This is a genomic window from Thermus sp. (assembly GCF_037444525.1).
In the GTDB taxonomy this organism is placed as follows: Bacteria; Deinococcota; Deinococci; order Deinococcales; family Thermaceae; genus Thermus.
Window position 1 is genome coordinate 1 of sequence record NZ_JBBIMD010000044.1, and the last position, 19,880, is coordinate 19,880.

General features: G+C 68.1%; 21 protein-coding genes and 3 pseudogenes. 12 read left to right on the forward strand and 12 right to left on the reverse strand.

Annotated elements, in window-relative coordinates; genetic code table 11:
• A pseudogene (locus WKI94_RS08070) lies at positions 1-126 on the forward strand (transposase); the annotation flags it as partial.
• A 14-nt stretch (positions 127-140) separates the two neighbouring features.
• Here the strand turns inward: WKI94_RS08070 and WKI94_RS08075 are convergent.
• The 6 genes and pseudogenes from WKI94_RS08075 to gyrA form a co-directional block, all read right to left on the reverse strand.
• Positions 141-740: pseudogene (locus tag WKI94_RS08075) on the reverse strand (DUF502 domain-containing protein); the annotation flags it as partial.
• 10 nt (positions 741-750) lie between these two features.
• On the reverse strand, positions 751-1,359 hold the full coding sequence (locus tag WKI94_RS08080) for a helix-turn-helix domain-containing protein (RefSeq protein WP_337845251.1): 609 nt from the start codon (positions 1,357-1,359) through the stop codon (positions 751-753).
• Positions 1,360-1,418: 59 nt separating this feature from the next.
• Positions 1,419-1,652: an aminodeoxychorismate lyase gene (locus WKI94_RS08085; RefSeq protein WP_337845252.1), complete on the reverse strand. Its 234-nt coding sequence runs from the start codon at positions 1,650-1,652 to the stop codon at positions 1,419-1,421.
• Positions 1,649-2,074: a DUF6036 family nucleotidyltransferase gene (locus WKI94_RS08090; RefSeq protein ID WP_337845253.1), complete on the reverse strand. Its 426-nt coding sequence runs from the start codon at positions 2,072-2,074 to the stop codon at positions 1,649-1,651. The genes WKI94_RS08085 and WKI94_RS08090 overlap by 4 nt, the downstream gene beginning before the upstream one ends.
• Positions 2,071-2,382: a divalent-cation tolerance protein CutA gene (gene cutA, locus WKI94_RS08095; RefSeq protein WP_337845254.1), complete on the reverse strand. Its 312-nt coding sequence runs from the start codon at positions 2,380-2,382 to the stop codon at positions 2,071-2,073. The genes WKI94_RS08090 and cutA overlap by 4 nt, the downstream gene beginning before the upstream one ends.
• Positions 2,382-4,799 carry a DNA gyrase subunit A gene (gyrA, locus tag WKI94_RS08100; RefSeq protein WP_337845255.1) on the reverse strand — a complete coding sequence of 806 codons (2,418 nt, stop codon included), beginning with the start codon at positions 4,797-4,799 and terminating at the stop codon, positions 2,382-2,384. Before gyrA ends, cutA begins: the two co-directional genes overlap by 1 nt.
• Before the next feature lie 71 nt (positions 4,800-4,870).
• On the opposite strand from gyrA, the gene WKI94_RS08105 reads away from it, so the two are divergent.
• A complete protein-coding gene (locus WKI94_RS08105) occupies positions 4,871-5,230 on the forward strand; it encodes a DUF1640 domain-containing protein (RefSeq protein WP_337845256.1) in 360 nt (119 codons plus the stop codon).
• A 4-nt stretch (positions 5,231-5,234) separates the two neighbouring features.
• Here the strand turns inward: WKI94_RS08105 and aroQ are convergent, their stop codons facing one another.
• Positions 5,235-5,672 (reverse strand): type II 3-dehydroquinate dehydratase, encoded by a 438-nt coding sequence (aroQ, locus tag WKI94_RS08110; protein ID WP_337845257.1) that lies wholly within the window; start codon positions 5,670-5,672, stop codon positions 5,235-5,237.
• Between aroQ and WKI94_RS08115 the strand changes: the two genes are divergently transcribed.
• The gene (locus WKI94_RS08115; RefSeq protein ID WP_337845258.1) at positions 5,671-6,648 is read left to right on the forward strand and encodes a M23 family metallopeptidase; all 978 of its coding nucleotides are present in this window, start codon (positions 5,671-5,673) and stop codon (positions 6,646-6,648) included. The two genes, aroQ and WKI94_RS08115, sit on opposite strands and share 2 nt — an antisense overlap.
• On the opposite strand, the gene WKI94_RS08120 is transcribed toward WKI94_RS08115, so the two are convergent.
• Positions 6,645-7,865 carry a methyltransferase domain-containing protein gene (locus WKI94_RS08120; RefSeq protein ID WP_337845259.1) on the reverse strand — a complete coding sequence of 407 codons (1,221 nt, stop codon included), beginning with the start codon at positions 7,863-7,865 and terminating at the stop codon, positions 6,645-6,647. The genes WKI94_RS08115 and WKI94_RS08120 overlap by 4 nt on opposite strands.
• 40 nt (positions 7,866-7,905) lie before the next feature.
• Between WKI94_RS08120 and WKI94_RS08125 the strand changes: the two genes are divergently transcribed.
• From WKI94_RS08125 to WKI94_RS08135, 3 genes are read left to right on the forward strand one after another with little or no spacing between them, the layout of a single operon-like run.
• Positions 7,906-8,553 carry a response regulator transcription factor gene (locus tag WKI94_RS08125; RefSeq protein WP_337845260.1) on the forward strand — a complete coding sequence of 216 codons (648 nt, stop codon included), beginning with the start codon at positions 7,906-7,908 and terminating at the stop codon, positions 8,551-8,553.
• A complete protein-coding gene (locus tag WKI94_RS08130; protein ID WP_337845261.1) occupies positions 8,554-9,537 on the forward strand; it encodes a M20/M25/M40 family metallo-hydrolase in 984 nt (327 codons plus the stop codon).
• A gap of 5 nt (positions 9,538-9,542) precedes the next feature.
• Complete coding sequence (locus WKI94_RS08135) at positions 9,543-10,382, forward strand: hypothetical protein (RefSeq protein WP_337845262.1); 840 nt, start codon at positions 9,543-9,545, stop codon at positions 10,380-10,382.
• Positions 10,383-10,404: 22 nt separating this feature from the next.
• On the opposite strand, the gene WKI94_RS08140 is transcribed toward WKI94_RS08135, so the two are convergent.
• The 4 genes from WKI94_RS08140 to WKI94_RS08155 form a co-directional block, all read right to left on the reverse strand.
• Positions 10,405-10,698: an HU family DNA-binding protein gene (locus WKI94_RS08140; RefSeq protein WP_337845263.1), complete on the reverse strand. Its 294-nt coding sequence runs from the start codon at positions 10,696-10,698 to the stop codon at positions 10,405-10,407.
• 122 nt (positions 10,699-10,820) lie between these two features.
• Positions 10,821-11,450 carry a lysophospholipid acyltransferase family protein gene (locus tag WKI94_RS08145; RefSeq protein ID WP_337845264.1) on the reverse strand — a complete coding sequence of 210 codons (630 nt, stop codon included), beginning with the start codon at positions 11,448-11,450 and terminating at the stop codon, positions 10,821-10,823.
• A 5-nt stretch (positions 11,451-11,455) separates the two neighbouring features.
• The gene (locus WKI94_RS08150; protein WP_337845265.1) at positions 11,456-12,136 is read right to left on the reverse strand and encodes an endonuclease V; all 681 of its coding nucleotides are present in this window, start codon (positions 12,134-12,136) and stop codon (positions 11,456-11,458) included.
• Positions 12,136-13,008 (reverse strand): SIS domain-containing protein, encoded by an 873-nt coding sequence (locus WKI94_RS08155; RefSeq protein WP_337845266.1) that lies wholly within the window; start codon positions 13,006-13,008, stop codon positions 12,136-12,138. The genes WKI94_RS08150 and WKI94_RS08155 overlap by 1 nt, the downstream gene beginning before the upstream one ends.
• Positions 13,009-13,027: 19 nt before the next feature.
• On the opposite strand from WKI94_RS08155, the gene WKI94_RS08160 reads away from it, so the two are divergent.
• The 6 genes and pseudogenes from WKI94_RS08160 to WKI94_RS08185 form a co-directional block, all read left to right on the forward strand.
• Entirely contained in the window at positions 13,028-13,783 is a 756-nt protein-coding gene (locus tag WKI94_RS08160; protein ID WP_337845267.1) for a class I mannose-6-phosphate isomerase, read from the forward strand.
• Between the two features lie 9 nt (positions 13,784-13,792).
• Complete coding sequence (gene moeB / locus WKI94_RS08165) at positions 13,793-14,611, forward strand: molybdopterin-synthase adenylyltransferase MoeB (RefSeq protein WP_337845268.1); 819 nt, start codon at positions 13,793-13,795, stop codon at positions 14,609-14,611.
• Between the two features lie 41 nt (positions 14,612-14,652).
• Positions 14,653-15,783: a citrate synthase/methylcitrate synthase gene (locus WKI94_RS08170; protein ID WP_337845269.1), complete on the forward strand. Its 1,131-nt coding sequence runs from the start codon at positions 14,653-14,655 to the stop codon at positions 15,781-15,783.
• An 82-nt stretch (positions 15,784-15,865) separates the two neighbouring features.
• On the forward strand, positions 15,866-17,608 hold the full coding sequence (locus WKI94_RS08175; RefSeq protein ID WP_337845270.1) for an ABC transporter ATP-binding protein: 1,743 nt from the start codon (positions 15,866-15,868) through the stop codon (positions 17,606-17,608).
• Positions 17,605-19,407, forward strand: coding sequence for an ABC transporter ATP-binding protein (locus WKI94_RS08180; protein WP_337845271.1), 1,803 nt, complete (start codon positions 17,605-17,607; stop codon positions 19,405-19,407). The genes WKI94_RS08175 and WKI94_RS08180 overlap by 4 nt, the downstream gene beginning before the upstream one ends.
• Before the next feature lie 3 nt (positions 19,408-19,410).
• A pseudogene (locus tag WKI94_RS08185) lies at positions 19,411-19,880 on the forward strand (bifunctional folylpolyglutamate synthase/dihydrofolate synthase); the annotation flags it as partial.

A 19,880-nucleotide genomic window follows, 5' to 3' on the forward strand; every position in this document is an offset into this window, starting at 1 on the left:
CTTTTGCTGCCCGAGCTGGTGGTCCAGGGGCTTTTGCGGGAGCTCCATGTCCTCAGGCTTTGGCCCCCGGGGGGAGGAGGGGGGGATGGGTGTTTATGCACGGTATGCGGGAGGTGCAAGTTTTGAGTTAAGGCTTCTGAAGGTTTTTCCGGCAGGAGGAAGCCCGCGGAGACCACGTACTTGAGGGCATCCTCCACGCTGATCTCCAGGGGGATGACCTCCTCCGAGGGGACCAGGATCACCATCCCGCTTGCGGGCACGGGGCTGGTGGGGACCAGGACGGCGGTATAGCCCTCGGGGAGAGGGGGTAGCCTCCGGCCCACGGGCTGGACCACGAAGCAGAGGGTGTAGACCCCCCGCCTTGGGTACTCTATGGCCGCGGCCCGGCTGAACTTCACCTCCTTGTGGCCGAAGAGGGTGTGGGCGATCTGCTGGACCGCCTTATAGATGTCGCGGACGATGGGGATGAGGGTAAGGGAATGTTCCAGGGAAAGGAGGAGCCTTCTTCCCAGGTAGTTTTCCGTGAGGGTGCCCACCAGGTAGATGAAGGCCACCGCCAACAAGAGGCCCACGAAGGGGAGGAGGGGCCTATAGGCCAGAGGCACCTCCACCCCCAAAGCCAGGAGGAGGCCTTGGATGAACCCCCCGGAGTAGGTGTAGACCCAAAGGAGGAAGTAGAGGGTGACGAGGAGAGGTAGAAGGGCCAGGAGGCCGGCGAGGAGACGCTGGCGGAGCCGCATCCCCTAGAGTTTACCTGCCCTCGCCCCGGCTTTGGGCCAGCTCCCTAAGCCCCTTCAGGTCCAGAAGGGTGATCTTGCCGTAGCCCGAACGGATGTACCCCTCCCGGGCGAGCTCCCCGATGACCTTGGTGACCGTCTCCCGCACGCTACCCACCGCGGCGGCCAGCTCGTCGTGGGTGGCCCGGAGGACGATCTTCCCCTCTTCCTCCCTGGCCAGGGGGGTGTCCATGAGCTCCAGGAGGGCAGCGGCCATGCGGTTCTTGAGCCTTTGGGTGGCCAGGCGTTCTATCCGCCGGTACCCCTCCGCCAGGGCCTGGGCCAGGTGGACGGCGAGGGCCTTTAGGGTCTCGGGGTCCGGCTCCTGGGGCAGGGGGAGAAGCTCCACCTCTGTCACCGCCTCGGCGAAGTGGGCCCGCTCCAGGCCCAAAAGGGCCTCCTCCCCGAAGAACCCCCCGGGGCGGACCAGGCGGAGGGTAAGGGCGTTGCCCTCGGGGTCCACGGCCTCGAGGCGGACCAGGCCCTTCAGGACCTGAAAGACCCGGTCCCGGGGCCCCGGCACCCCGGGGTAGAGGATGACCTCGCCGGGCCGGAAGCTGCAGGTTTCGCGCACCTGGGTCATGGCTTCCCTCCTCCCCTTCAGGCTAGCACAGGGGGAGAGATTTTGTAAACCCTAAGGTTTCAAAAATTTTCTCCGCCCAGGGGGCGCTTGCGGGCGATGGGAAGAAGGCGGAAGGCGATCTCGGGGGTTTCCCCCCGGGCCCTGGTCTCCTCCAGCGCCCGCTCTGCCCAGAAGAGGGCCATCTCCCAAACCGCCTGGAGGCGCTCTTCCAGGGGCAGGGCCAGCCACTCCGCCCGGTCGTCGGGGTGCTCCTCGAGGGCAAACCGCCTGGCCACCGGCTGGATCTTCCTCATCCCAGTTCCTCCAGGTCCCTTAGGTCCACCGGGCGGCCGAAGGCCCGCTTCAGGGCCTTCAGGTCTTCCCGGGAGGCCACATACACCGGGACCCCCCGCACCTCTGTCCTCAGGGCGCGGGCAAAGGCCTCGTCAAAGGAGGGGGTTTCCAGGATGACCAGGTCTATGCGGTTGGGGGCGTACCCCAGCTGCACCACCCCGGGGGTGGAGAGGTCCTCTAGGGTAAGCCCCAGGTCATCCCCCCCGAAGAAGGCCCGGATGGCCGAAAGGACCCTTTCCGCCTCCTTCTGATCCACCCAGAGGTCTAGGTCCTTGGTGTGGCGGGGCCTGGCCCAGAAGGCTAGGGCGTACCCCCCGATGACCAGGAAGCGGGCCTGGGCTTGGTGGAGGGCTTGGAGGAAGTCCAGCATGTCCTCGGTCATCCCGTGTTCTCCCGGAGCCAAGCCAGATAAGCCCCGTGCCCCTCGGCGATGGGAAGGGCGAGGATCTCGGGGACGGTGTAGGGGTGGAGGGCGAGGACCCGTTCCTTGAGCCTCGGGAAGGCGAAGGTGGTGGTCTTGGCGATGAGGAGCACCTCCTTGTCCTCCACCACCTCCCCCTGCCAGCGGTAAACGGAGGTGAGGCCTGGGACCAGGTTCACGCAGGCCGCCAGGCGCTCCTCTACCAGGGTGCGGGCGATCTTGAGCCCCACCTCCTCGCTAGGTGCGGTGATGAGGACCACTTCCTCCATCAGCGTTCCTCCTCTACCGCAAAGGCGCTGGCGATCTCGTCGTCCTCGGGGAGGTTCATGATGCGCACCCCTGCGGTGGCCCGGGAGTAGGTGCGGATTTCCGCCACTGGGGTGCGGAGGGCGAGGCCCCGCTTGGAAAGCACCAGGAGGTCCTCCGGGCCCCGCACCTTGAGCAGGGCGGTCAGGGTCCCCACTTTGGGGGAAACGGCGTAGGTGATGACCCCTACCCCGCCTCGGCCCTGGAGGGGGTACTCGGCGAGGGGGGTGCGCTTCCCGTAGCCCCGGCTGCTCACCGCGAGGAGCTCCACCATCTCCCCGGGCTTCATCACCGCCAGGGAGACCACCCCGTCCCCTGGGCGCTTGAAGCGGATGCCCGTGACCCCCAGGGTGTCCCGGCCGGTGGCCCGCACCTCCTCCAAGGGGAAGCGGATGGCCATCCCCTCCCGGGTGGCCAGGATGACCTCGTCCTCGGGGTCAGCCAGGGCCACGCCGATGAGCCGGTCTTGGGGATGGAGCCTTATGGCGATGAGCCCCGCGGAGCCCAGGTTCCGGTACTCCTTAAGGGGGGTGCGCTTCACCATGCCCCGTTCCGTGGCGAAGAGGAGGTCTTCCTCCCCTTCTAGGCCCCGCACCGAGAGGAGGGCGGCCACCTCCTCGTCCTCGGCTAAGGGGAGGAGGCTTTTCACGTGCACCCCCCGGGCCTGGCGGCCCATCTCGGGAAGCTCGTAGACCTTGAGGCGGTAGACCCGGCCCCGGCCGGTGAAGAAGAGGAGGTCGTCGTGGGCGCTGGCCACCAGGACGTGGGTGGCCTCGTCCTCCTCCTTGGTCCGCCCGGCCTGGGCCCCCCGCCCGCCCCGGCCCTGGGCCCGGTAGGCCTCGAGGGGGATGCGCTTGAGGAAGCCCTGGGCGGTGAGGGTGATGACCATGGGCTCGTCCTCAATGAGGTCCTCGGGGTTGAAGCTCTCCTCAAAGTCGGCGAGCAGGGTGCGGCGGGGGTCGGCGTAGCGCTCCTTGACCCTTAGGAGGTCCCGCTTCACCTCGCCCCACAGGCGGCCTTCGTCCTCGAGGATGGCCCTTAGGCGGGCGATCTCCTCCATGAGCCCCCGGTACTCCTCTAGGAGCTTCTCCCGCTCCAAGGCCACCAGGCGCTGAAGGCGCATGTCCAGGATGGCCTGGGCCTGGGCCTCCGTGAGGCCGAAGCGGGCCATGAGGCCCGTGCGGGCGGCTTGGGCATCCTCCGAGCCGCGGATGAGGGCGATGACCTCGTCGATGTGGTCCAGGGCGATGAGGAGCCCTTCCAGGATGTGGGCCCTTTCCTCCGCCTTCTTGAGCTCAAAGCGGCTTTTCCGCCTCAGGACCTCCTTGCGGTGGTCCAGATAGTGGCGCATGAGGTCCAGGAGGCTTAGGGTCTTGGGCTCCCCGTCCACGATGGCGAGGAGGTTCACGGTGAAGGTGGTCTGGAGGGCGGTGTGCTTGTAGAGCTGGTTGAGGACCACCTCGGGGTTCGCCCCCCGCTTGAGCTCAATGGCGATCCTGAGGCCATGCCGGTCGGACTCGTCCCGTAGGGCCACGATGTCCTCCAGCTTCTTGGCCTTCACCAGGGCGGCGATCTGGGCGATGAGGGAGGCCTTGTTCACCTGGTAGGGGATCTCCGTGACCACCAGCATGGGGCGCTGGCCCTTCTCCTCTACCCGCACCTTGGCCCGAAGCCTCAGGCTCCCCCGGCCTGTGGCGTAGGCCTCCGGGATGCCCTTACGGGAGAGCTTCCCCCCGGTGGGGAAGTCCGGCCCCGGGAGGTGGCGCATGACCTCCTCCAGGGTGATGGTGGGGTTGTCGATCATGGCCACCAGGGCGTCCACCACCTCCCCTAGGTTGTGGGGGGGGAGGCTGGTGGCCATGCCCACGGCGATGCCGCTGGCCCCGTTGACCAGGAGGTTGGGGATGGCCGCGGGCAGGACCTCGGGCTCCTTCAGGGAGCCGTCGTAGTTGGGGCGGAAGTCCACGGTCTCCTTGTCGATGTCCAAGAGCATCTCCGCCCCGAGGGGGGAAAGCCTGGCCTCGGTGTAGCGCTGGGCCGCGGGGGGGTCCCCGTCCACGGAGCCGAAGTTGCCCTGGCCGTCCATGAGGGGGTAGCGCAGGTTCCAGGGCTGGGCCAGGCGGGCCAGGGCCTCGTAGATGGCCGCGTCCCCGTGGGGGTGGTACTTGCCCATGACCTCCCCCACGATCTTGGCGCTCTTCACGTGCTTGCGGCCGGGGAGGACCCCTTCCTGGTAGGCGCCGAAGAGGATGCGCCGCTGGACCGGCTTAAGCCCATCCCGCACGTCGGGCAGGGCCCGGTCCACGATGACGGACATGGCGTAGTTGATGAAGCCTTGCTTCAGTTCCTCGGTGATTTCTACAGGCAGTACCTGGGCCATAGCGCTCCTAGGGCGTGTGCGACGCCGCTTTTCATTATACGCTTTCCTCCTCTATACTGGTGGGGAAGGGGATGACGCTGGAGGAGCGGGTATACAAGCTGGAGGGCCTGGTGGAAGGGGTGATGGCCACCCTCCCCGCCCGGGTGGAGGCCCTGGAGGGGCGGATGGACCTCCTGCGCCAGGAGCTCAAGGCGGAGCTTCAGGCCCTGCGCCAAGAGGTCAAGGGGGAGCTTCTGGCCATGCGCCTGGAGGTTAAGGGGGAGGTCCAGTCCCTCCAGGGGGAGATCCAGGCTATCCGGAAGGAGGTCAGGGAGGAGATCCGGGGCCTCCGTGGGGAGGTCAAGGCGGAGATCGGCGCCGCCCTCAACAAGACCATGCTCTACTTCACCGCCGTGGCGGTCCTCCTGGCCCTGGTGACCTTCCTCCGGTAGGGGCCTAGCCCACCTCGAGGGTCTCCGCCAGGTAGTGGAGGGCGAGCTTGTAGGAGAGGATCCCGAACCCCGAGATGATCCCCTGGCAGGCGGCCGCGGTGACAGAGTGGCGGCGGAACTCCTCCCGGGCGTGGAGGTTGGTGAGGTGGACCTCCACCACGGGAAGGGGCTGGGCCCGCAGGGCGTCCAGGAGGGCGTAGGAGTAGTGGGTGAGGGCCCCCGGGTTCAGGACCATGGCCAAGAAGCCCTCCTGATGGGCCTGCTGGACCCATTCAATGAGTTGCCCCTCGTAGTTGGTCTGGCGGAAGACCACCCCAAGCCCAAGCTCCGCCCCCCAGGCCTCGCAAAGCGCCTCCAGCTCCTCCAGGGTGGTCCTCCCGTAAAGCTCCGGCTCCCGCTTTCCCAGGAGGTTCAGGTTGGGTCCGTTTAGGATGAGGACCATGGTCCCATTATGGCGGACCCTGGCCCTTTGGGCTTTCCTTCCCGCCCTGGCCCAGCTCCACACCGTGGCCCCGGGGGAGACCCTTTTCTCCATCGCCAAGCGCTACGGGACCACGGTGGAGGCGCTGGCGCGCCTCAATGGCCTTAAGGACCCCAGCCGCATCCAAGCCGGGCAGATCCTCCGCGTGAGGGCCTTTGAGGCAATCCCCTTGCTTGAGGGGCGGCTTCTCCTCGGGCCCGCCTTTCCCGGAAGAGCCTTGGCCCTGGCCGTGGAGGGGTACGCTGGGGGTGAGGCCTTCTTCCAAGGGGTGCGCTTTCCCCTTTGGCTCTCGGGGGAGAAGCTTCTTGGCCTCCTTGCCGTGGGGGCCCTGGCGGAGCCGGGGGGCTACCCCTTGCGCCTGGTGCTGGAGGGGGAGGTGGTGGAGGTGAGGGTGGAGGTCCAGCCCCTGGCCTACCCTAAGGAGACCCTGGTCCTTTCCCCAAGCCTCAAAGCCCTCCTCCAGGACCCCGCCCTGAAGGCGGAGCGGGCCCGGGTGGTGGCCGCCTGCCCCAAGGAGGGGCCCCTCCGCTTGAAAAGGCCCTTTCTAAGCCCGGTGGAGGGGGCCCGGGTGACGAGCTCCTTTGGGGTACGCCGCCAGTATGGGGACCTCTTCACCTCCTACCATGAGGGTTTGGACCTGGCCGCGCCCTCCACCACCCCCGTGCGGGCGGTGGCCGAGGGGGTGGTGGTCCTTTCGGAAAGGCTTAAGGTGCGGGGGGAGGCGGTGGTCCTGGCCCATGGCGGGGGGCTTTGCACGGGCTACTGGCACTTAGCCCAAAGGGCGGTGCGGGTGGGGGAGCGGGTGAAGGGGGGGCAGGTCCTCGGGCTTCTCGGGAACACGGGGCTTTCCACCGGGCCTCACCTGCACCTCGAGGCCCGCCTCCAGGGCATCCCCATAGACCCTGCGCCCTTCTTCCAGGCCCTTCCTTGGCCCTAGAGGCTAAGGAGGGAGAGGACCTCCACGTGGTGGGTGAAGGGGAAGAAATCGTAGGGTCGGGCGAAGCGGAGCCGGTAGCCCCCCTCCGCCAGGACCCCCACGTCCCGGGCCCAGGTGGCGGGGTCGCAGGCCACGTAGAGGATCGCTCGGGGCTTGGTCTCCAGCAGGTAGGCCCGCACCTCGGGGGATAGGCCCGAGCGGGGCGGATCCACCACCACCAGGTCAAAGGCCCCAAGCTGGGCGGCCTCCTTGGCATCCCCCCGGTGGAAGCGGAGGTTTTCCACCCCAAGCCGCTTCCGGTCCGCCTCCCCCCGCCTTACCGCCTCCTTGCTGATCTCCACCGCCACCGCCTCCCGGAAGCGTGGGGCGAGGAGGAGGCTGAAGAGGCCGCTGCCCGCGTAGAGCTCTAGTAGCCTTTCCCCCCCTTCCACCAGGATCATGGCCTCCTCCAGGAGGGTCCCCATGGCGAGGGGGTTCACCTGGGCGAAGCTCTCCACGCTCACCGTGGCGGTGATGGGACCAAAGCGCTCCAGGAGGGTCCTTTCCCCATGGAGGGGGGTGACCCTTCCCCGGAAGCGGCCCTTGGGGGAGGGCTCGGCCCAGACCACCCCGCGGAAGCCCTCCCGCACCAGGGCCTTGGCGGGGCGCTTCAGCGCGGCCGGGCTTCCCCCGATGAGGCCGAGGAGGACCTCCCCCGTGAGGAGGCTTCCCCTCAGGGCCACCTCCTCCACGGGGAGGGGCCAGCCCTTGAGGAGGTCCAGGGCCCAGCGGAGGGGTTCGGCGGCCAGGGGGTCCTCCTCCACCCGCACCAGGGCCTCGCTTTCCGGCAGGCGGTAGGCCAGGCCCCCCAAGGGGTGGCGGGCGTACTGGAGGGCGGTGCGGTAGCCCAAGGGGGCGGGGGAGGGGCGGATGGGGCTTAAGGGAAAGGAAAGCTTGGCGATGCGCTCCAGGGCCTCCCGGACCAGGCCCTCCTTTAGGGGAAGTTGGGCTTCGTACTGGAGGGGGAGGTCGGCAGAGGGAGGGAGGGGGTGGGGGTAGCGGTCGGGGCGGGGGGTGAGGACCTCCACCCCTTCTAGGAAGAGCGCCCCCCGCCGGCGCACCGGCCGGCCCTGCACCACCTCCCCGGGAAGCCCCCCCCTGACCAGGACCGTGCCCTCCTCCGTGCGGGCCAGGCCATACCCTCCGGGGACCAGTTTTTCCACGGTCACCGTAAGCACTTCCCCCACCCTACCAGACCCAGGGGGCTAAAATGAAGGGGTGATTCGCATCTTATTAGCGGACGACCACGCCCTCTTCCGCCAGGGGCTGAAAAGCCTCCTCGAGGCCGAAGGGGACTTCCGGGTGGTGGGGGAGGCCAAGGACGGCTGGGAGGCCCTCAGGCACGCTTTGGAGGCCAAGCCCGACGTGATCCTCATGGACATCCAGATGCCGGGCCTGGACGGGGTGCAGGCCACCCAGGCCATCCTCAAGGAGTGGCCAGAGGCCAGGGTCATCATCCTCACCATGTACCGCCAGGACGCCTACGTCTTTGAGGCGGTGAAGGCCGGGGCCAGGGGGTACCTCCTGAAGGACACCGATGCCAAGGAGCTCATTGAGGCCATCCGTCGGGTGCACGCGGGGGAGGTCCTTTTGGACGCGGAGCTTGCGGGGCACATCATCCAGGACTTCCGCGCCAAGAAGGAGGCCCGTGCCCCCTTGCACGCGGAGCTTTCCGAGCGGGAGATCCAGATCCTGAAGCTGGTGGCCCAGGGCTACACCAACCTGGAGATCGCCGCGGAGCTCCAGCTTTCCGAGAAGACCGTGCGCAACCGCCTTTCCGAGATCTTCCAGAAGCTTCACCTGAATAACCGCACCCAAGCCGCCCTCTACGCCATCCGCGAGGGCCTGGCCCAGCCGGAAGAGTAGGTGGACCCCAGGGCCTTCCTCCTGGAGCTGGCGCCCCTTCCCGAGGACGCCCGGGCGGCGTACGTGGCTGCCCACCTGCCCGGGGCCCGGCGGGATGGGCTGGGGAACGTCTTTGCCGGGGAGGGGAAGCTCCTCCTCCTGGCCCACCTGGACACCGTCCTTTCCCCGGGGCCCGTGCGGCTCCAGGGGGGGAGGCTCTATGGGGCGGGGGTGGGGGACAACAGCGCGGGGGTGGCGGTCCTCCTCTCCCTGCCCCCCCTCCCCGGCGTGGTGCGGGGCTTCACCGTGGGGGAGGAGGGCCTGGGGAACCTGAAAGGGGCCCGGGCCCTGGTGGCCGCCCTAAGCCCGGAGACGGTGGTGGCCGTGGACGGGTACCTGCCCGTGGTGGTGGACCGGGCCCTGGGGGCGGTGCGCTTCCGGGTGCGCCTTTCGGGCCCCGGGGGGCACGCCTGGGGGGATAGGGGGGCGCCCCACCCCGTCTTCGCCCTGGCGGAGGGGCTTGGGGCGGCCCGGGCCCTTTTAGAGGGGAAGGAGGCCAGCCTAAACGCCACGGGCCTTAAGGCGGAGGCCCCGGTGAACGCCATCCCCAAGGAGGCGGAGGCCCTTTTGGAGCTTAGGGCCCTGGAGGAGGGGGTGTTGGAGGGCCTTTTGGGGGAGGTGGAGGCCCTTTTCCGGAACGTGGCCCGGGCCCGGGGGCTTGGGTTTGGCCTCGAGGTCCTGGGCACCCGGCCCGTGGGGGCCACCGCCACCCCGCTCCTCAAGGAGGCGGCGAGGCAGGCCTTGGCCGAGATCGGGGAAAGGCCCCTTTTCCTCCCCGGGTCCACCGATGCCAGCGCCGCCATAGAGCGGGGGATCCCCGCCCTGGCCCTGGGGGCCTACCGGGGGGGTGGGGCCCACACCCCAAGGGAGTGGGTCCTCCCCAATAGCCTCCTGGAGGGGAGGAGGGTGCTTATGGCCTTTCTCCGGGCCCTTGGCGTAGGATAGGGCGTATGCGCGTGGGCCTTTTGGAGGGCTTTCTTTCCCGCCGGTACCTGGGCTTCTGGGAGGCGTACCTGAGGGCCTTGGGGGTGGAGGTGGTGCGGGCGCCCGGGGCCCGCCCCGCCCTTCCCTTCTGCCGGCCGGTGCAGGAGCTTCTGGGCCAGGTGGAGGCCCTGAAGGCCCAAGGGGTGGATTACCTCCTTCTCCCCGACCTCCAAGGGGGGGTGGAGTCCGAGCGGGGCGGGGGTGGGTGCCCCTGGCTTCTGGACCTCGAGGCCACCCTCTTCCGCTATTTCCCCGGCCTTCCCCCCGTCCTAAAGGTGCCTGCGGAGGCCTCGGAACGGGTTCTGGGACGGGCGGGGGAGGTGGGGCAGATCCTCACGCAAAACCCCATGCTGGTGGGCCGGGCCCTGGACCGGGTCCGAAGCCTTCTCAAGCCCCCCCCTCTCTTGCCCAACCCGAGGGGGAGCGTGGGGGTGGTTGCCCAGCCCTACCTCCTGGAGGACGAGGCCTTCCGGCGGGAAGTGGAGGAGGCCTTGAGGCCCCTTGGCCTTCTCCCCTACTTCCCCGACCTACCCCCGGAGCGCCTGCGGGAGGAGGGGGACCGGCTTTTACCCATGGACCTCCCCACGGACCGGGAGCTTCTCGGCATGGTCCACTACCTGGGGCGGCTTGGCCGGGTGAAGGGGCTTCTCCTTTTGGTCTCCTACCACTGCCCCCCCATCCCTGGCCTTCTGCGCAAGGCGGCCCGCCGGCTTTCCAAGCCCCACCGCCTCCTCACCTTGGGGGAGGACTGGAAGGAAGCCCTAGAGGGCCTCAAGAGGGAGATGGAAAGGACCGGGGGGGCCTGAGCCCCCCCGGGGAGGGGATAGCCTACTTCTTAACCTTTTCCTTAAGGGCCTTGCCCGGCTTGAAGGCGGGGTACTGGGTGGCGGGGATCTTGATCTTCTCCTTGGTGCCGGGCTTCACGCCGGTGCGTGCCTTGCGCTTGCGCACCTCAAAGGTGCCGAAGCCGGTGAGCTGGACCTTGTTCCCCCCGGCCAGGGCCTCCTCCACCTTGTCTAGAAGGGCATCCACCGCGGCCTTCACGTCCTTCTTCTTCAGGCCCGTGGCCGCCGCCACCTGATCCACCAGGTCCGCTTTGGTTACCGTTTTCTTTGCTGCCATTCTTCACCTCCCGTATCTTTTCCCTTCCGGGCGGACTATATCACGCTGGGGTGCAGTTTTACAATACCTCAAGGCTTTCCTATACAAGTGGTTAGTAAGGTATGACAGCGAAAGTATTGGCTCTAGCGGTACCGGGGGGGGAGAAGTTCCCGTACCCGGGCCTCTATAAGGCGGGTGAGGTTTTCCAGCTCCTGGTGGTCCACCCGCTCTTTTCTTGGAACGGGGATGGGCTCCCCGTAGACCACCCGGATGGGCCGGCGTAGGCGAAAGAGCTTCCGGCCCACGGGCCAGGCCTCCTCTGTGCCCATCACCGCCGCCGGCACCACGGGGGCCCCGGTGCGGAAGGCGATGGCTGCCACCCCCGTCTTAAAGGGTTGCAGGCGGCCGGTGCGGCTCCTCGTCCCCTCGGGGAAGATGCCGAAGGCCAGTCCCCTTTCCAGGGCGCGGAGGACCCCCTTGATGGCGGAGAGGTCCCCCTTGCCCCGCTCCACGGGGATGGCGTGGAGGTGGGGGAGAAGCCAGGAGAGGATGGGAAGCCGGAAGACGTCCGCGCGGGCGAAGAAGCTCACCGGCCGCCTAAGGCCGGCCCCGATGGCGATGGGGTCCAAGATGGAGAGGTGATTGGCGGCCAGGATCACCGGGCCCTCCTCCGGTACCCGCTCGGCCCCTTCCGTCTTGTAGCCGAAGAGGAGGTGGAGGAGGAAGCGGGCCAGGTGCCAGGCGGCGCGGTAGACGGGGTTGGCCTCCTTCATGCCCTCTAGTCTAGGGCTTTTAGGGCTTTTCCTGCCTCCAAGTGGGCGAGCCTTAAGGGCTCGGGAAGGCGGTAGCGGGTGGGGAGGGCCCGGACGAAGGCCAGGGCTTCCCAAGGGCCTACCCGGTGTCCGGGGGAGACCACCAGGGGCCTCACCCCCCTCCTGCTCCGGTAGAGGAAGCCCAAAAGCTCCCCTTCGGGGGAAAGGAGGGGGACGTGGCTTCCCGCCTCCTCGGGAAGGGATCCTTGGGGCCTGCCGTAGAGGATGCGCTTGGCCACCCCCACCGCGGGAAGGTCCAGGTGGAGGCCCAGGTGGGCGGCAATCCCCAGCCTCCTTGGGTGGGCGATGCCCTGCCCATCCACCAGGAGGGCCTCGGGGGCCTCGGGGAGGGTTTTCAGGGCCTCGAGGTAGGCGGGGGCTTCCCGGAAGGAGAGGAGGCCCGGGATGTAGGGGAAAAGCCCCGCCTCCTCCACCACCCCCCGGCCCACGAAAAGGGGGCCCTTCTTAAGGTCGTAGAGGATGGCCACCGCCACCAGGGGCTTGCCCTTCTTGTGGGCGGCGTCCAGGGCGGCCACCCGCCGCGCGCCCTCCAAGGAGCCCTCCAGGATGAGCCTTCCGGAGAGAAGCCTTTGTAGGGCCACGGCCTCTTCGGGGGAGTGGGGGGTAGGGAAGGGGGGGAGGTCCATCAGGTGAGGTCCCTGAGCCGCCCCAGGACCTCCTGGTCGCTGGGGTCCACGCCGTAGAGGAGGGCCAGGTAGTAGGCCGTCCAGGCCAGGCGGTACCAGAGGGCCATGGCCTGGGCCAGGCGGCTGCCCTCAGGGGCGGGCACCTCCACCACGGTGTCCACGCGGCTTTCCAGGATCTCCTTGGCCAAGGAGGCCGCCTCCCCCCTGCCCAGGAGGACCGCGGCCAAGGGGTCCCCCTGCTCGTGGCGGGCCTCGAGGCCGGTGAGGAAGAACTCCAAAGCGGCGTGGGGGGGCGTGAGGGCGAGGCTTTTCCCGATGCGGGCGAAGAGGGTTTGGGCCCCTCCCTCCAAGGGGCGGAAGAAGGGGCTATAGAAAAGGGGTAGCCTCTCCAAGAGGGTATAGGCCAGGAACTTGGCGGGGTTTTCCTCCAGGGGGATCTCGGGGGTGAGGCGCCGCCTTTCCTCTAGAAGCCTGGCGTCCACCTCCTTTAGGGCCTCTTCCAGGCCCATGCCCAGGAGGAGGAAGCGGAGGTAGCGGTAGGGGCTTAGGGGGCTTGGGGGAATGTAGGCCGTGGCCCCTTCCCGGAAGCCCACCCGCACCACCCGCGCCCTTCCCGACTCCGCCAGAAGGCCCATGGCCGCGGCCTCCCCCAGGTCGTACCCCCCTTCCAGGAGGAAGAGGGTGCCCTCCTCCACCCATTCGGGAAGCCCAAGGAGGCTCGCCGCCAGGTGCCCTTCCCCGTAGGCCAAGACCCCATGGGGTCCGGGGTAGGCTTCTTGAGGCACAGGCCCCGTGCCCACCAGGTCGCGCAGCTCCAGGGCGAGCCCCCTTCGGTCCACCAGGTAGGTTTCCTCCCGGTCCAGGTCGCGCATACCCTTTATGCTACCCCTGATGCGGCGCTTCCATCCCAAACCCGTGGAGCGCATCTGGGGCGCGGGAAGCCTGGGCTTTGGCCCCGGGGTAGGGGAGGTGTGGCTTGCGGAGGAGCCCCTTCTCCTCAAGGTCTTAGACCCTGCGGAGTGGCTTTCCGTCCAGGTCCACCCCCCCCACGCCTACGCCCTGGAAAAGGAGGACAGCCCCGGGAAGTACGAGGCCTGGTACGTCCTCACCCCGGGGGAGATCGTCTACGGCTTTAAGCGCCCGGTGAGCCGGGAGGAGGTGCGGGAAAGGGCCCTTGAGGGCACCCTGGATGAGGTCTTAAACCGCGTGGCGGTGCGCCCGGGCCAGGTGATTCACCTCCCCGCGGGACTGGTGCATGCCCTGGGCCCTGGGGTGCGGGTCTACGAGGTCCAGACCCCCTCGGACCTCACCTACCGCCTTTACGACTACGGCCGCCCCCGTCCCCTCCACCTGGAAAAGGCCCTGGAGGTGGCCATCCTTTCGCCCCTGCCCTTGGAGCTTCCTCCCCCTAGGCCCGTCCCCGGTGGGGAGGAGCTCCTTTCCACCCCTTACTTCCGACTCCACCGCTTTCCCCTTATGGGCCGGCTTCGGCTAAGGGCGGAGCGCCCCCTCCTCCTCACCCTGGTGGAGGGGAGGGCCCGGCTTCAGGGCGAGGAGCTGCCCCTTTGGGCCACCTTCCTCTTGGAGCCAGGGGAGGAGGTGGAGGCGGAGGGCCAAGGCCTTTTCCTGGGAGCAAGCCCCGGGTAGCCTAAGGGCATGGGCTGGACCAAGGAAGAGCTCCTCCGCTACCACCGGCAGATGATCCTCCCCGGGGTGGGCCCCGAGGGGCAGGCGCGGCTTAAGGGGAGCTCGGTGGTGGTGGTGGGGGCGGGGGGGCTTGGGGTGCCCGTCCTCCAGTACCTGGTGGCCGCGGGGGTAGGGCGGGTGGGGATCGTGGAGATGGACCAGGTGGAGCTTTCCAACCTCCACCGCCAGGTCCTCTACACCACGGAGGACCTGGGCAAGCCCAAGGCGCTGGCCGCCAAGGAACGGCTTTCCGCCCTGAACCCCCTGGTGGAGATCGTTCCCTACCCCGTGCGCCTCACCTCGGAGAACGCTTTTGGGATCCTCTCCCCCTACGACCTTGTCGTGGACGCCTCCGACAACTTCCCCACCCGCTACCTGGTGAACGACGCCGCGGTTTTCCTGAATAAGCCCCTGGTCTACGGGGCCATCCACCAGTTCCACGGCCAGGTGGCCGTCTTCCACCACCCCACGGAGGAGGGGATGGGGCCCTGCTACCGTTGCCTTTTTCCCAAGCCCCCGCCCCCGGGGAGCGTCCCCTCCTGCGCCGAGGCCGGGGTGCTTGGCACCCTCCCCGGGGTGGTGGGAGGCCTCATGGCCCAGGAGGCCCTGAAAATTCTGCTAGGCCTGGGGAAGCCCCTGGCGGGGGCCCTCCTCCTCTACGAGGCCCTGGAGGGGGAGGTGCGCAAGCTTAAGGTGAGGCGGAACCCCGCCTGCCCGGTGTGCGGGGACCACCCCACCCAAAGGGAGCTCATAGACTACGAGGCCTTCTGCGGCCTGAAGGCGGTATGATGGGGCGGAAGGCACCCCCCGGGGTGCGAAAGGAGGAATCTATGGAGGTAGCACGGGGTTTGGAGGGCGTGCTGTTCACGGAAAGCCGGATCTGCTTCATTGACGGCGAGGCGGGCAAGCTCTACTACTGGGGCATCCCCATCCAGGAGCTGGCGGAGAAGAGCACCTTTGAGGAGACCACCTTCCTCCTCCTGAAAGGGCGATTGCCCACGAGAGGGGAGCTGGAGGATTTCCGGCGAAACCTGGCCGCCCGAAGGGCCCTGCCCCCCCACCTTTTGGACTCCTTCCGGCGCTACCCGAGGGAAGCCCACCCCATGAGCTTCCTGCGCACCGCGGTCTCCGAGCTTGGGATGCTGGATCCGGAGGAGGCGGACATCTCCGAGGAGGCCCTGTACCAGAAGGGCCTGGACCTCATCGCCAAGTTCGCCACCATCGTGGCCGCCAACAAGCGCCTAAGGGAGGGCAAGGAGCCCCTATTCCCTCGGGAGGACCTCTCCCACGCGGCCAACTTCCTCTACATGGCCACGGGCCAAGAGCCCTCCCCCGAGCAGGAGAGGCTCATGGACGCGGCCCTCATCCTCCACGCGGAGCACGGGTTCAACGCCAGCACCTTCACCGCCATCGCCGCCTTCTCCACGGAAACCGACCTCTACTCCGCCATCACCGCCGCCGTGGCCTCCCTGAAAGGGCCTAGGCACGGCGGGGCCAACGAGGCGGTGATGAAGATGATCCGGGAGATCGGGGAGCCGGAGCGGGCCCGGGCCTGGGTGCAGGAAAAGCTTGCCAAGAAGGAGCGCATCATGGGCATGGGCCACCGGGTCTACAAGGCCTTTGACCCCCGGGCCGGGGTCCTGGAGCGCCTGGCCCGGTTGGTGGCGGAGAAGCACGGCCACTCCAAGGAGTACCAGATCCTGAAGATCGTGGAGGAGGAGGCGGGGAAGGTTTTGAACCCCCGGGGGATCTACCCCAACGTGGACTTCTACTCCGGGGTGGTCTACTCCGACCTGGGCTTCGGCCTCGAGTTCTTCACCCCCATCTTCGCCGTGGCCCGCATCTCCGGCTGGGTGGCCCACATTCTGGAGTACAAGGCCTTGGACAACCGCCTCCTGCGTCCAGACGCCAAGTACACCGGGGAGCTGGACCGGTCTTACCTCCCCCTCGAGGCCCGCTAGGGGCCCCTTCAGCCCGGCCCTCCCACGGGGGGCCGGGGTTTTGCCCCCATCCCCCTAGGGGCCTTGCCGTAAACTGGAAGGCATGACCGGTCGGTCAGCTGCCCAACCCCTGGCCCGGCTTCTCCCGTATGTGGCCCGCTACCGGGCCCGCTACCTCTTGGGGGTTTTGGCCGGGCTCCTCTCCATCTTTTTCTTCGTCCTCTCCCCCTACTTCCTCCGCCTTACCATAGACGCGGTCCAAAAGGGAGGGGCTTACCGGCTCTATGCCCTTTACATCCTCCTTTCCGCGGGGGCCACGGCCCTCCTCAGCTGGACCATGCGCCGCCTGGCGGTGGTGGCGAGCCGCCAGGTGGAGTATGACCTCCGGAAGGACCTCCTCCACCACCTCCTCCGCCTGGACCGGAACTTCTACCAGGCCACCCGGGTGGGGGACCTGATGAACCGCCTTAACACCGACCTCTCCGCGGTGCGGGAGATGGTGGGGCCGGGGATCATGATGGGCAGCCGCCTCACCTTCCTGGTCCTTTTGGCCTTCCTCTCCATGTACGCGGTGAACCCGCGCCTGGCCTTCTACCTCACCCTGATCCTCCCCAGCATCTTCCTGGCCATGGCCTACCTCCTCCGCCTGGTGGACCGCCGCTACCGGGAGGCCCAGGAGGCCTCTGACGCCATCAGCACCCTGGCCCAGGAGGCCTTCAGCGGCATCCGGGTGGTGAAGGGCTACGCCCTGGAGGGCCCGATGCTGGACTGCTTCCAGGACCTGAACCGGGTCTATATGGGAAGGAGCCTGGCCCTAGCCCGGGTGGAGGGCCCCATGCACGCCCTGCTGGGCTTCCTCATGGGCTTCGCCTTCCTCACCGTCCTTTGGGCCGGGGGGAGCATGGTGGTCCGGGGGGAGCTTTCCGTGGGCCAGCTGGTCCAGTTCAACGCCTACCTGGCCCAGCTCACCTGGCCCATCCTGGGGCTTGGATGGGTCCTTTCCATGTACCAAAGGGGCATCACCAGCTGGAAGCGGCTTCTGGAGCTTCTTGATGCGGAACCCAAAATCCGGGACCAGGACCCCCTCCCCCTCGCCCCTGAGGACCTCTCCGGGGAGGTGCGCTTTGAGGGGGTGGGCCTCACCCTGGGGGGGCGGAGGGTTCTAGAGGACATCACCCTCACCGTGCCGGAGGGCATGACCCTGGGGATCACCGGGCGCACGGGAAGCGGCAAAAGCCTCCTCCTGGCCCTCGTCCCCAGGCTCCTTGACCCCACCGAGGGGCGGGTGCTGGTGGGGGGGGTGGACGTGCGTAAGATCCCCCTCCTCACCCTTCGCCGCCTGGTGGGGGTGGTGCCCCAGGAGCCCTTCCTCTTCAGCGAAACCCTCTTTGAGAACATCGCCTTCGGCCTGGAGGAGCCCGACCCCGCTCGGGTGGAGTGGGCGGCCCGGCTTGCGGGCATCCACGAGGAGATCCTCTCCTTTCCCAAGGGCTACGAGACCCTCCTTGGGGAGCGGGGGGTGACCCTTTCCGGCGGGCAAAGGCAGCGGGTGGCCCTGGCCAGGGCTCTGGTGAGGAGGCCCAAGATCCTTATCCTGGACGATGCCCTAAGCGCGGTGGACACGGAGACGGAGGCCCGCATCCTAAGGGGGCTTAAGGAGGTCCTGGGCCGCCAGACCACCTTCCTGGTCTCCCACCGCACCGCCACCCTGCGCCATGCGGACTGGATCGTGGTCCTGGACGAGGGGCGCATTGTGGAGGAGGGGACCCATGAAAGCCTCCTCGAGGCGGGGGGGCTTTACGCGGAGCTTGACCGGATGCAGCGCCTCATGGAGGTGGAGGGATGACGGAAGACGCTTACAGCAAGACCCTTGACCGGACCCTCTTCGCCCGCATCCTGGGCTACGTCCGCCCCTACCGCCTGCAGGTGGGCTTGGCCCTCCTCTTCCTCCTCCTTGGCACCCTCACCGCCGCGGCCACGCCCCTTTTCTTCAAGTGGGCCATTGACGGGGCCCTGGTGCCCAAGACCCCCAAGCCCTTGGACGAGCGCTTCGCCTTCCTCCTTTGGGTCAGCCTGGGTTTCCTCCTGGTGCGGGCCCTGAACTTCGCCGCCACCTACGGGCAGACCTACCTCATCCAATGGGTGGGGCAGCGGGTCCTCTTTGACCTGCGCACCGCCCTCTTCGCCAAGCTCATGCGCCTCCACCCCGGGTTTTACGACCGGAACCCCGTGGGCCGCCTCATGACCCGGGTGACCTCCGACGTGGACGCCATCAACCAGTTCATCACCGGGGGGCTGGTGGGGGTCATCGCGGACTTCTTCACCCTCTTCGGCCTCCTGGCCTTCATGCTGGCCCTGAGCCCCAAGCTCACCCTGGTGGTCCTCCTGGTGGCCCCCATCCTCCTTTGGGCCACGGTCTGGGTGCGGAAGGGGATGCGGGAGGCCTACCGCACCATGCGCTTGAGGCTGGCCCGGCTGAACGCCGCCTTGCAGGAGAACCTTTCCGGGGTGGAGACCATCCAGCTCTTCGCCCGGGAGAAGGAGCGGGAGGCCAAGTTTGACCGGTTGGCCCAGGAGCTTCTCCGGGCCTGGGTGGAGATCGTACGCTGGTTCGCCCTCTTCTTCCCCCTGGTGGGTTTCCTGGGGGACTTGGCGGTGGCGAGCCTACTCTACTTCGGCGGCGGGGAGGTGGTGCGGGGGGCGGTCTCCCTGGGCCTCCTCGTGGCTTTCGTGGACTATACCCGCCAGCTTTTCCAGCCTCTCCAGGACCTCTCCGACAAGTTCAACCTCTTCCAGGGGGCCATGGCCAGCGCGGAGCGCATCTTCGGGGTCTTGGACGCGGAGGAGGAGCTTAAGGACCCACCGAACCCCAAGCCCATCGCCCGCTTCCGGGGGGAGGTGGCCTTCCGGGACGTGTGGCTGGCCTACACCCCCAAGGGGGTGGAGCCCACGGAAAAGGACTGGGTGCTCAAAGGGGTCTCCTTCCACATCCGCCCCGGGGAGAAGGTGGCCCTGGTGGGGGCCACGGGGGCGGGGAAGACCAGCGTGGTGAGCCTCATCGCCCGCTTCTACGATCCCCAGCGGGGCCAGGTCCTGATAGACGGGGAGGACGTGCGGAGCTTTCGCCAGGAAGATCTGCGCCGCCACATCGGCATCGTCCTCCAGGACCCCTTTTTGTTCTCCGGGACTATCCTGGACAACCTGCGCCTTTTCAACCCGGAGATTCCCGAGGAGAAGGTGGTGGAGGTGGCCCGGTTCCTGGGGGTGCACGAGGCCATCCTGCGCCTGCCCCAAGGGTACCAGACCCGCGTGGGGGAGAGGGGGGCGGGGCTTTCCACCGGGGAGAAGCAGCTTCTCGCCTTGGTGCGCGCCCTCCTGGCCAGCCCCGACATCCTCCTCATCCTGGACGAGGCCACGGCCAACGTGGATACGGAGACGGAAAAGAGGCTCCAGGAGGCCCTCTATAAGGCCATGGAAGGCCGGACCTCCATCGTCATCGCCCACCGCCTCTCCACCATCCGCAAGGTGGACCGCATCCTGGTCTTCCGCAAGGGAAGGCTTTTGGAGGAGGGGCGGCACGAGGAGCTTCTGGCCCAGGGGGGCTACTACGCCACCCTCTACCGGCTCCAGTACGCGGAGCACTAGGCCATGGAGTACCGGGAAGCCCTGGCCTGGCTCTACGGCAGGCGGCGGGAAGGCCCCAGGGGGGTGGGGCGGGTTCTTGGGCTCCTCGAGGCCCTAGGCCATCCCGAGGGGGCCTTCCTTGCGGTGCACGTCCTCGGCACCAACGGCAAGGGGAGCGTGGTGGCCTACCTGGAGGCCGCCTTCCGCGCCGCCGGCCTCCCCTACGGGGCCTATACCAGCCCGCACCTTTTGGACTTCCGGGAGCGGATCCGCACCCACCTGGGGGAGATCCCCGGGGAAAGGGTGGTGGCCTTCGTGGAATGGGCCAGGGAGCAGGCCTTTCCTGAGCCCCCGGGGTTCTTTGACCTGGCCACCGCCCTGGCCTTCCTCCACTTTCGGGAGGTGGGGGTGGCCTACGCCGCGGTGGAGGCGGGGGTGGGGGGGGAGAAGGACGCCACCAACGCCCTGGGGCGGGTGGCCCTCACCGTCCTCAC

Bases quoted from the DNA above. Each gene is read 5' to 3' on its own strand.
- WKI94_RS08080 (WP_337845251.1), bottom strand. From the start codon at position 1,359: ATGACCCAGGTGCGCGAAACCTGCAGCTTCCGGCCCGGCGAGGTCATC.
- WKI94_RS08085 (WP_337845252.1), bottom strand. From the start codon at position 1,652: ATGAGGAAGATCCAGCCGGTGGCCAGGCGGTTTGCCCTCGAGGAGCAC.
- WKI94_RS08090 (WP_337845253.1), bottom strand. From the start codon at position 2,074: ATGACCGAGGACATGCTGGACTTCCTCCAAGCCCTCCACCAAGCCCAG.
- cutA (WP_337845254.1), bottom strand. From the start codon at position 2,382: ATGGAGGAAGTGGTCCTCATCACCGCACCTAGCGAGGAGGTGGGGCTC.
- gyrA (WP_337845255.1), bottom strand. From the start codon at position 4,799: ATGGCCCAGGTACTGCCTGTAGAAATCACCGAGGAACTGAAGCAAGGC.
- WKI94_RS08105 (WP_337845256.1), top strand. From the start codon at position 4,871: ATGACGCTGGAGGAGCGGGTATACAAGCTGGAGGGCCTGGTGGAAGGG.
- WKI94_RS08115 (WP_337845258.1), top strand. From the start codon at position 5,671: ATGGTCCCATTATGGCGGACCCTGGCCCTTTGGGCTTTCCTTCCCGCC.
- aroQ (WP_337845257.1), bottom strand. From the start codon at position 5,672: ATGGTCCTCATCCTAAACGGACCCAACCTGAACCTCCTGGGAAAGCGG.
- WKI94_RS08135 (WP_337845262.1), top strand. From the start codon at position 9,543: ATGCGCGTGGGCCTTTTGGAGGGCTTTCTTTCCCGCCGGTACCTGGGC.
- WKI94_RS08140 (WP_337845263.1), bottom strand. From the start codon at position 10,698: ATGGCAGCAAAGAAAACGGTAACCAAAGCGGACCTGGTGGATCAGGTG.
- WKI94_RS08145 (WP_337845264.1), bottom strand. From the start codon at position 11,450: ATGAAGGAGGCCAACCCCGTCTACCGCGCCGCCTGGCACCTGGCCCGC.
- WKI94_RS08150 (WP_337845265.1), bottom strand. From the start codon at position 12,136: ATGGACCTCCCCCCCTTCCCTACCCCCCACTCCCCCGAAGAGGCCGTG.
- WKI94_RS08155 (WP_337845266.1), bottom strand. From the start codon at position 13,008: ATGCGCGACCTGGACCGGGAGGAAACCTACCTGGTGGACCGAAGGGGG.
- WKI94_RS08160 (WP_337845267.1), top strand. From the start codon at position 13,028: ATGCGGCGCTTCCATCCCAAACCCGTGGAGCGCATCTGGGGCGCGGGA.
- moeB (WP_337845268.1), top strand. From the start codon at position 13,793: ATGGGCTGGACCAAGGAAGAGCTCCTCCGCTACCACCGGCAGATGATC.
- WKI94_RS08170 (WP_337845269.1), top strand. From the start codon at position 14,653: ATGGAGGTAGCACGGGGTTTGGAGGGCGTGCTGTTCACGGAAAGCCGG.
- WKI94_RS08175 (WP_337845270.1), top strand. From the start codon at position 15,866: ATGACCGGTCGGTCAGCTGCCCAACCCCTGGCCCGGCTTCTCCCGTAT.
- WKI94_RS08180 (WP_337845271.1), top strand. From the start codon at position 17,605: ATGACGGAAGACGCTTACAGCAAGACCCTTGACCGGACCCTCTTCGCC.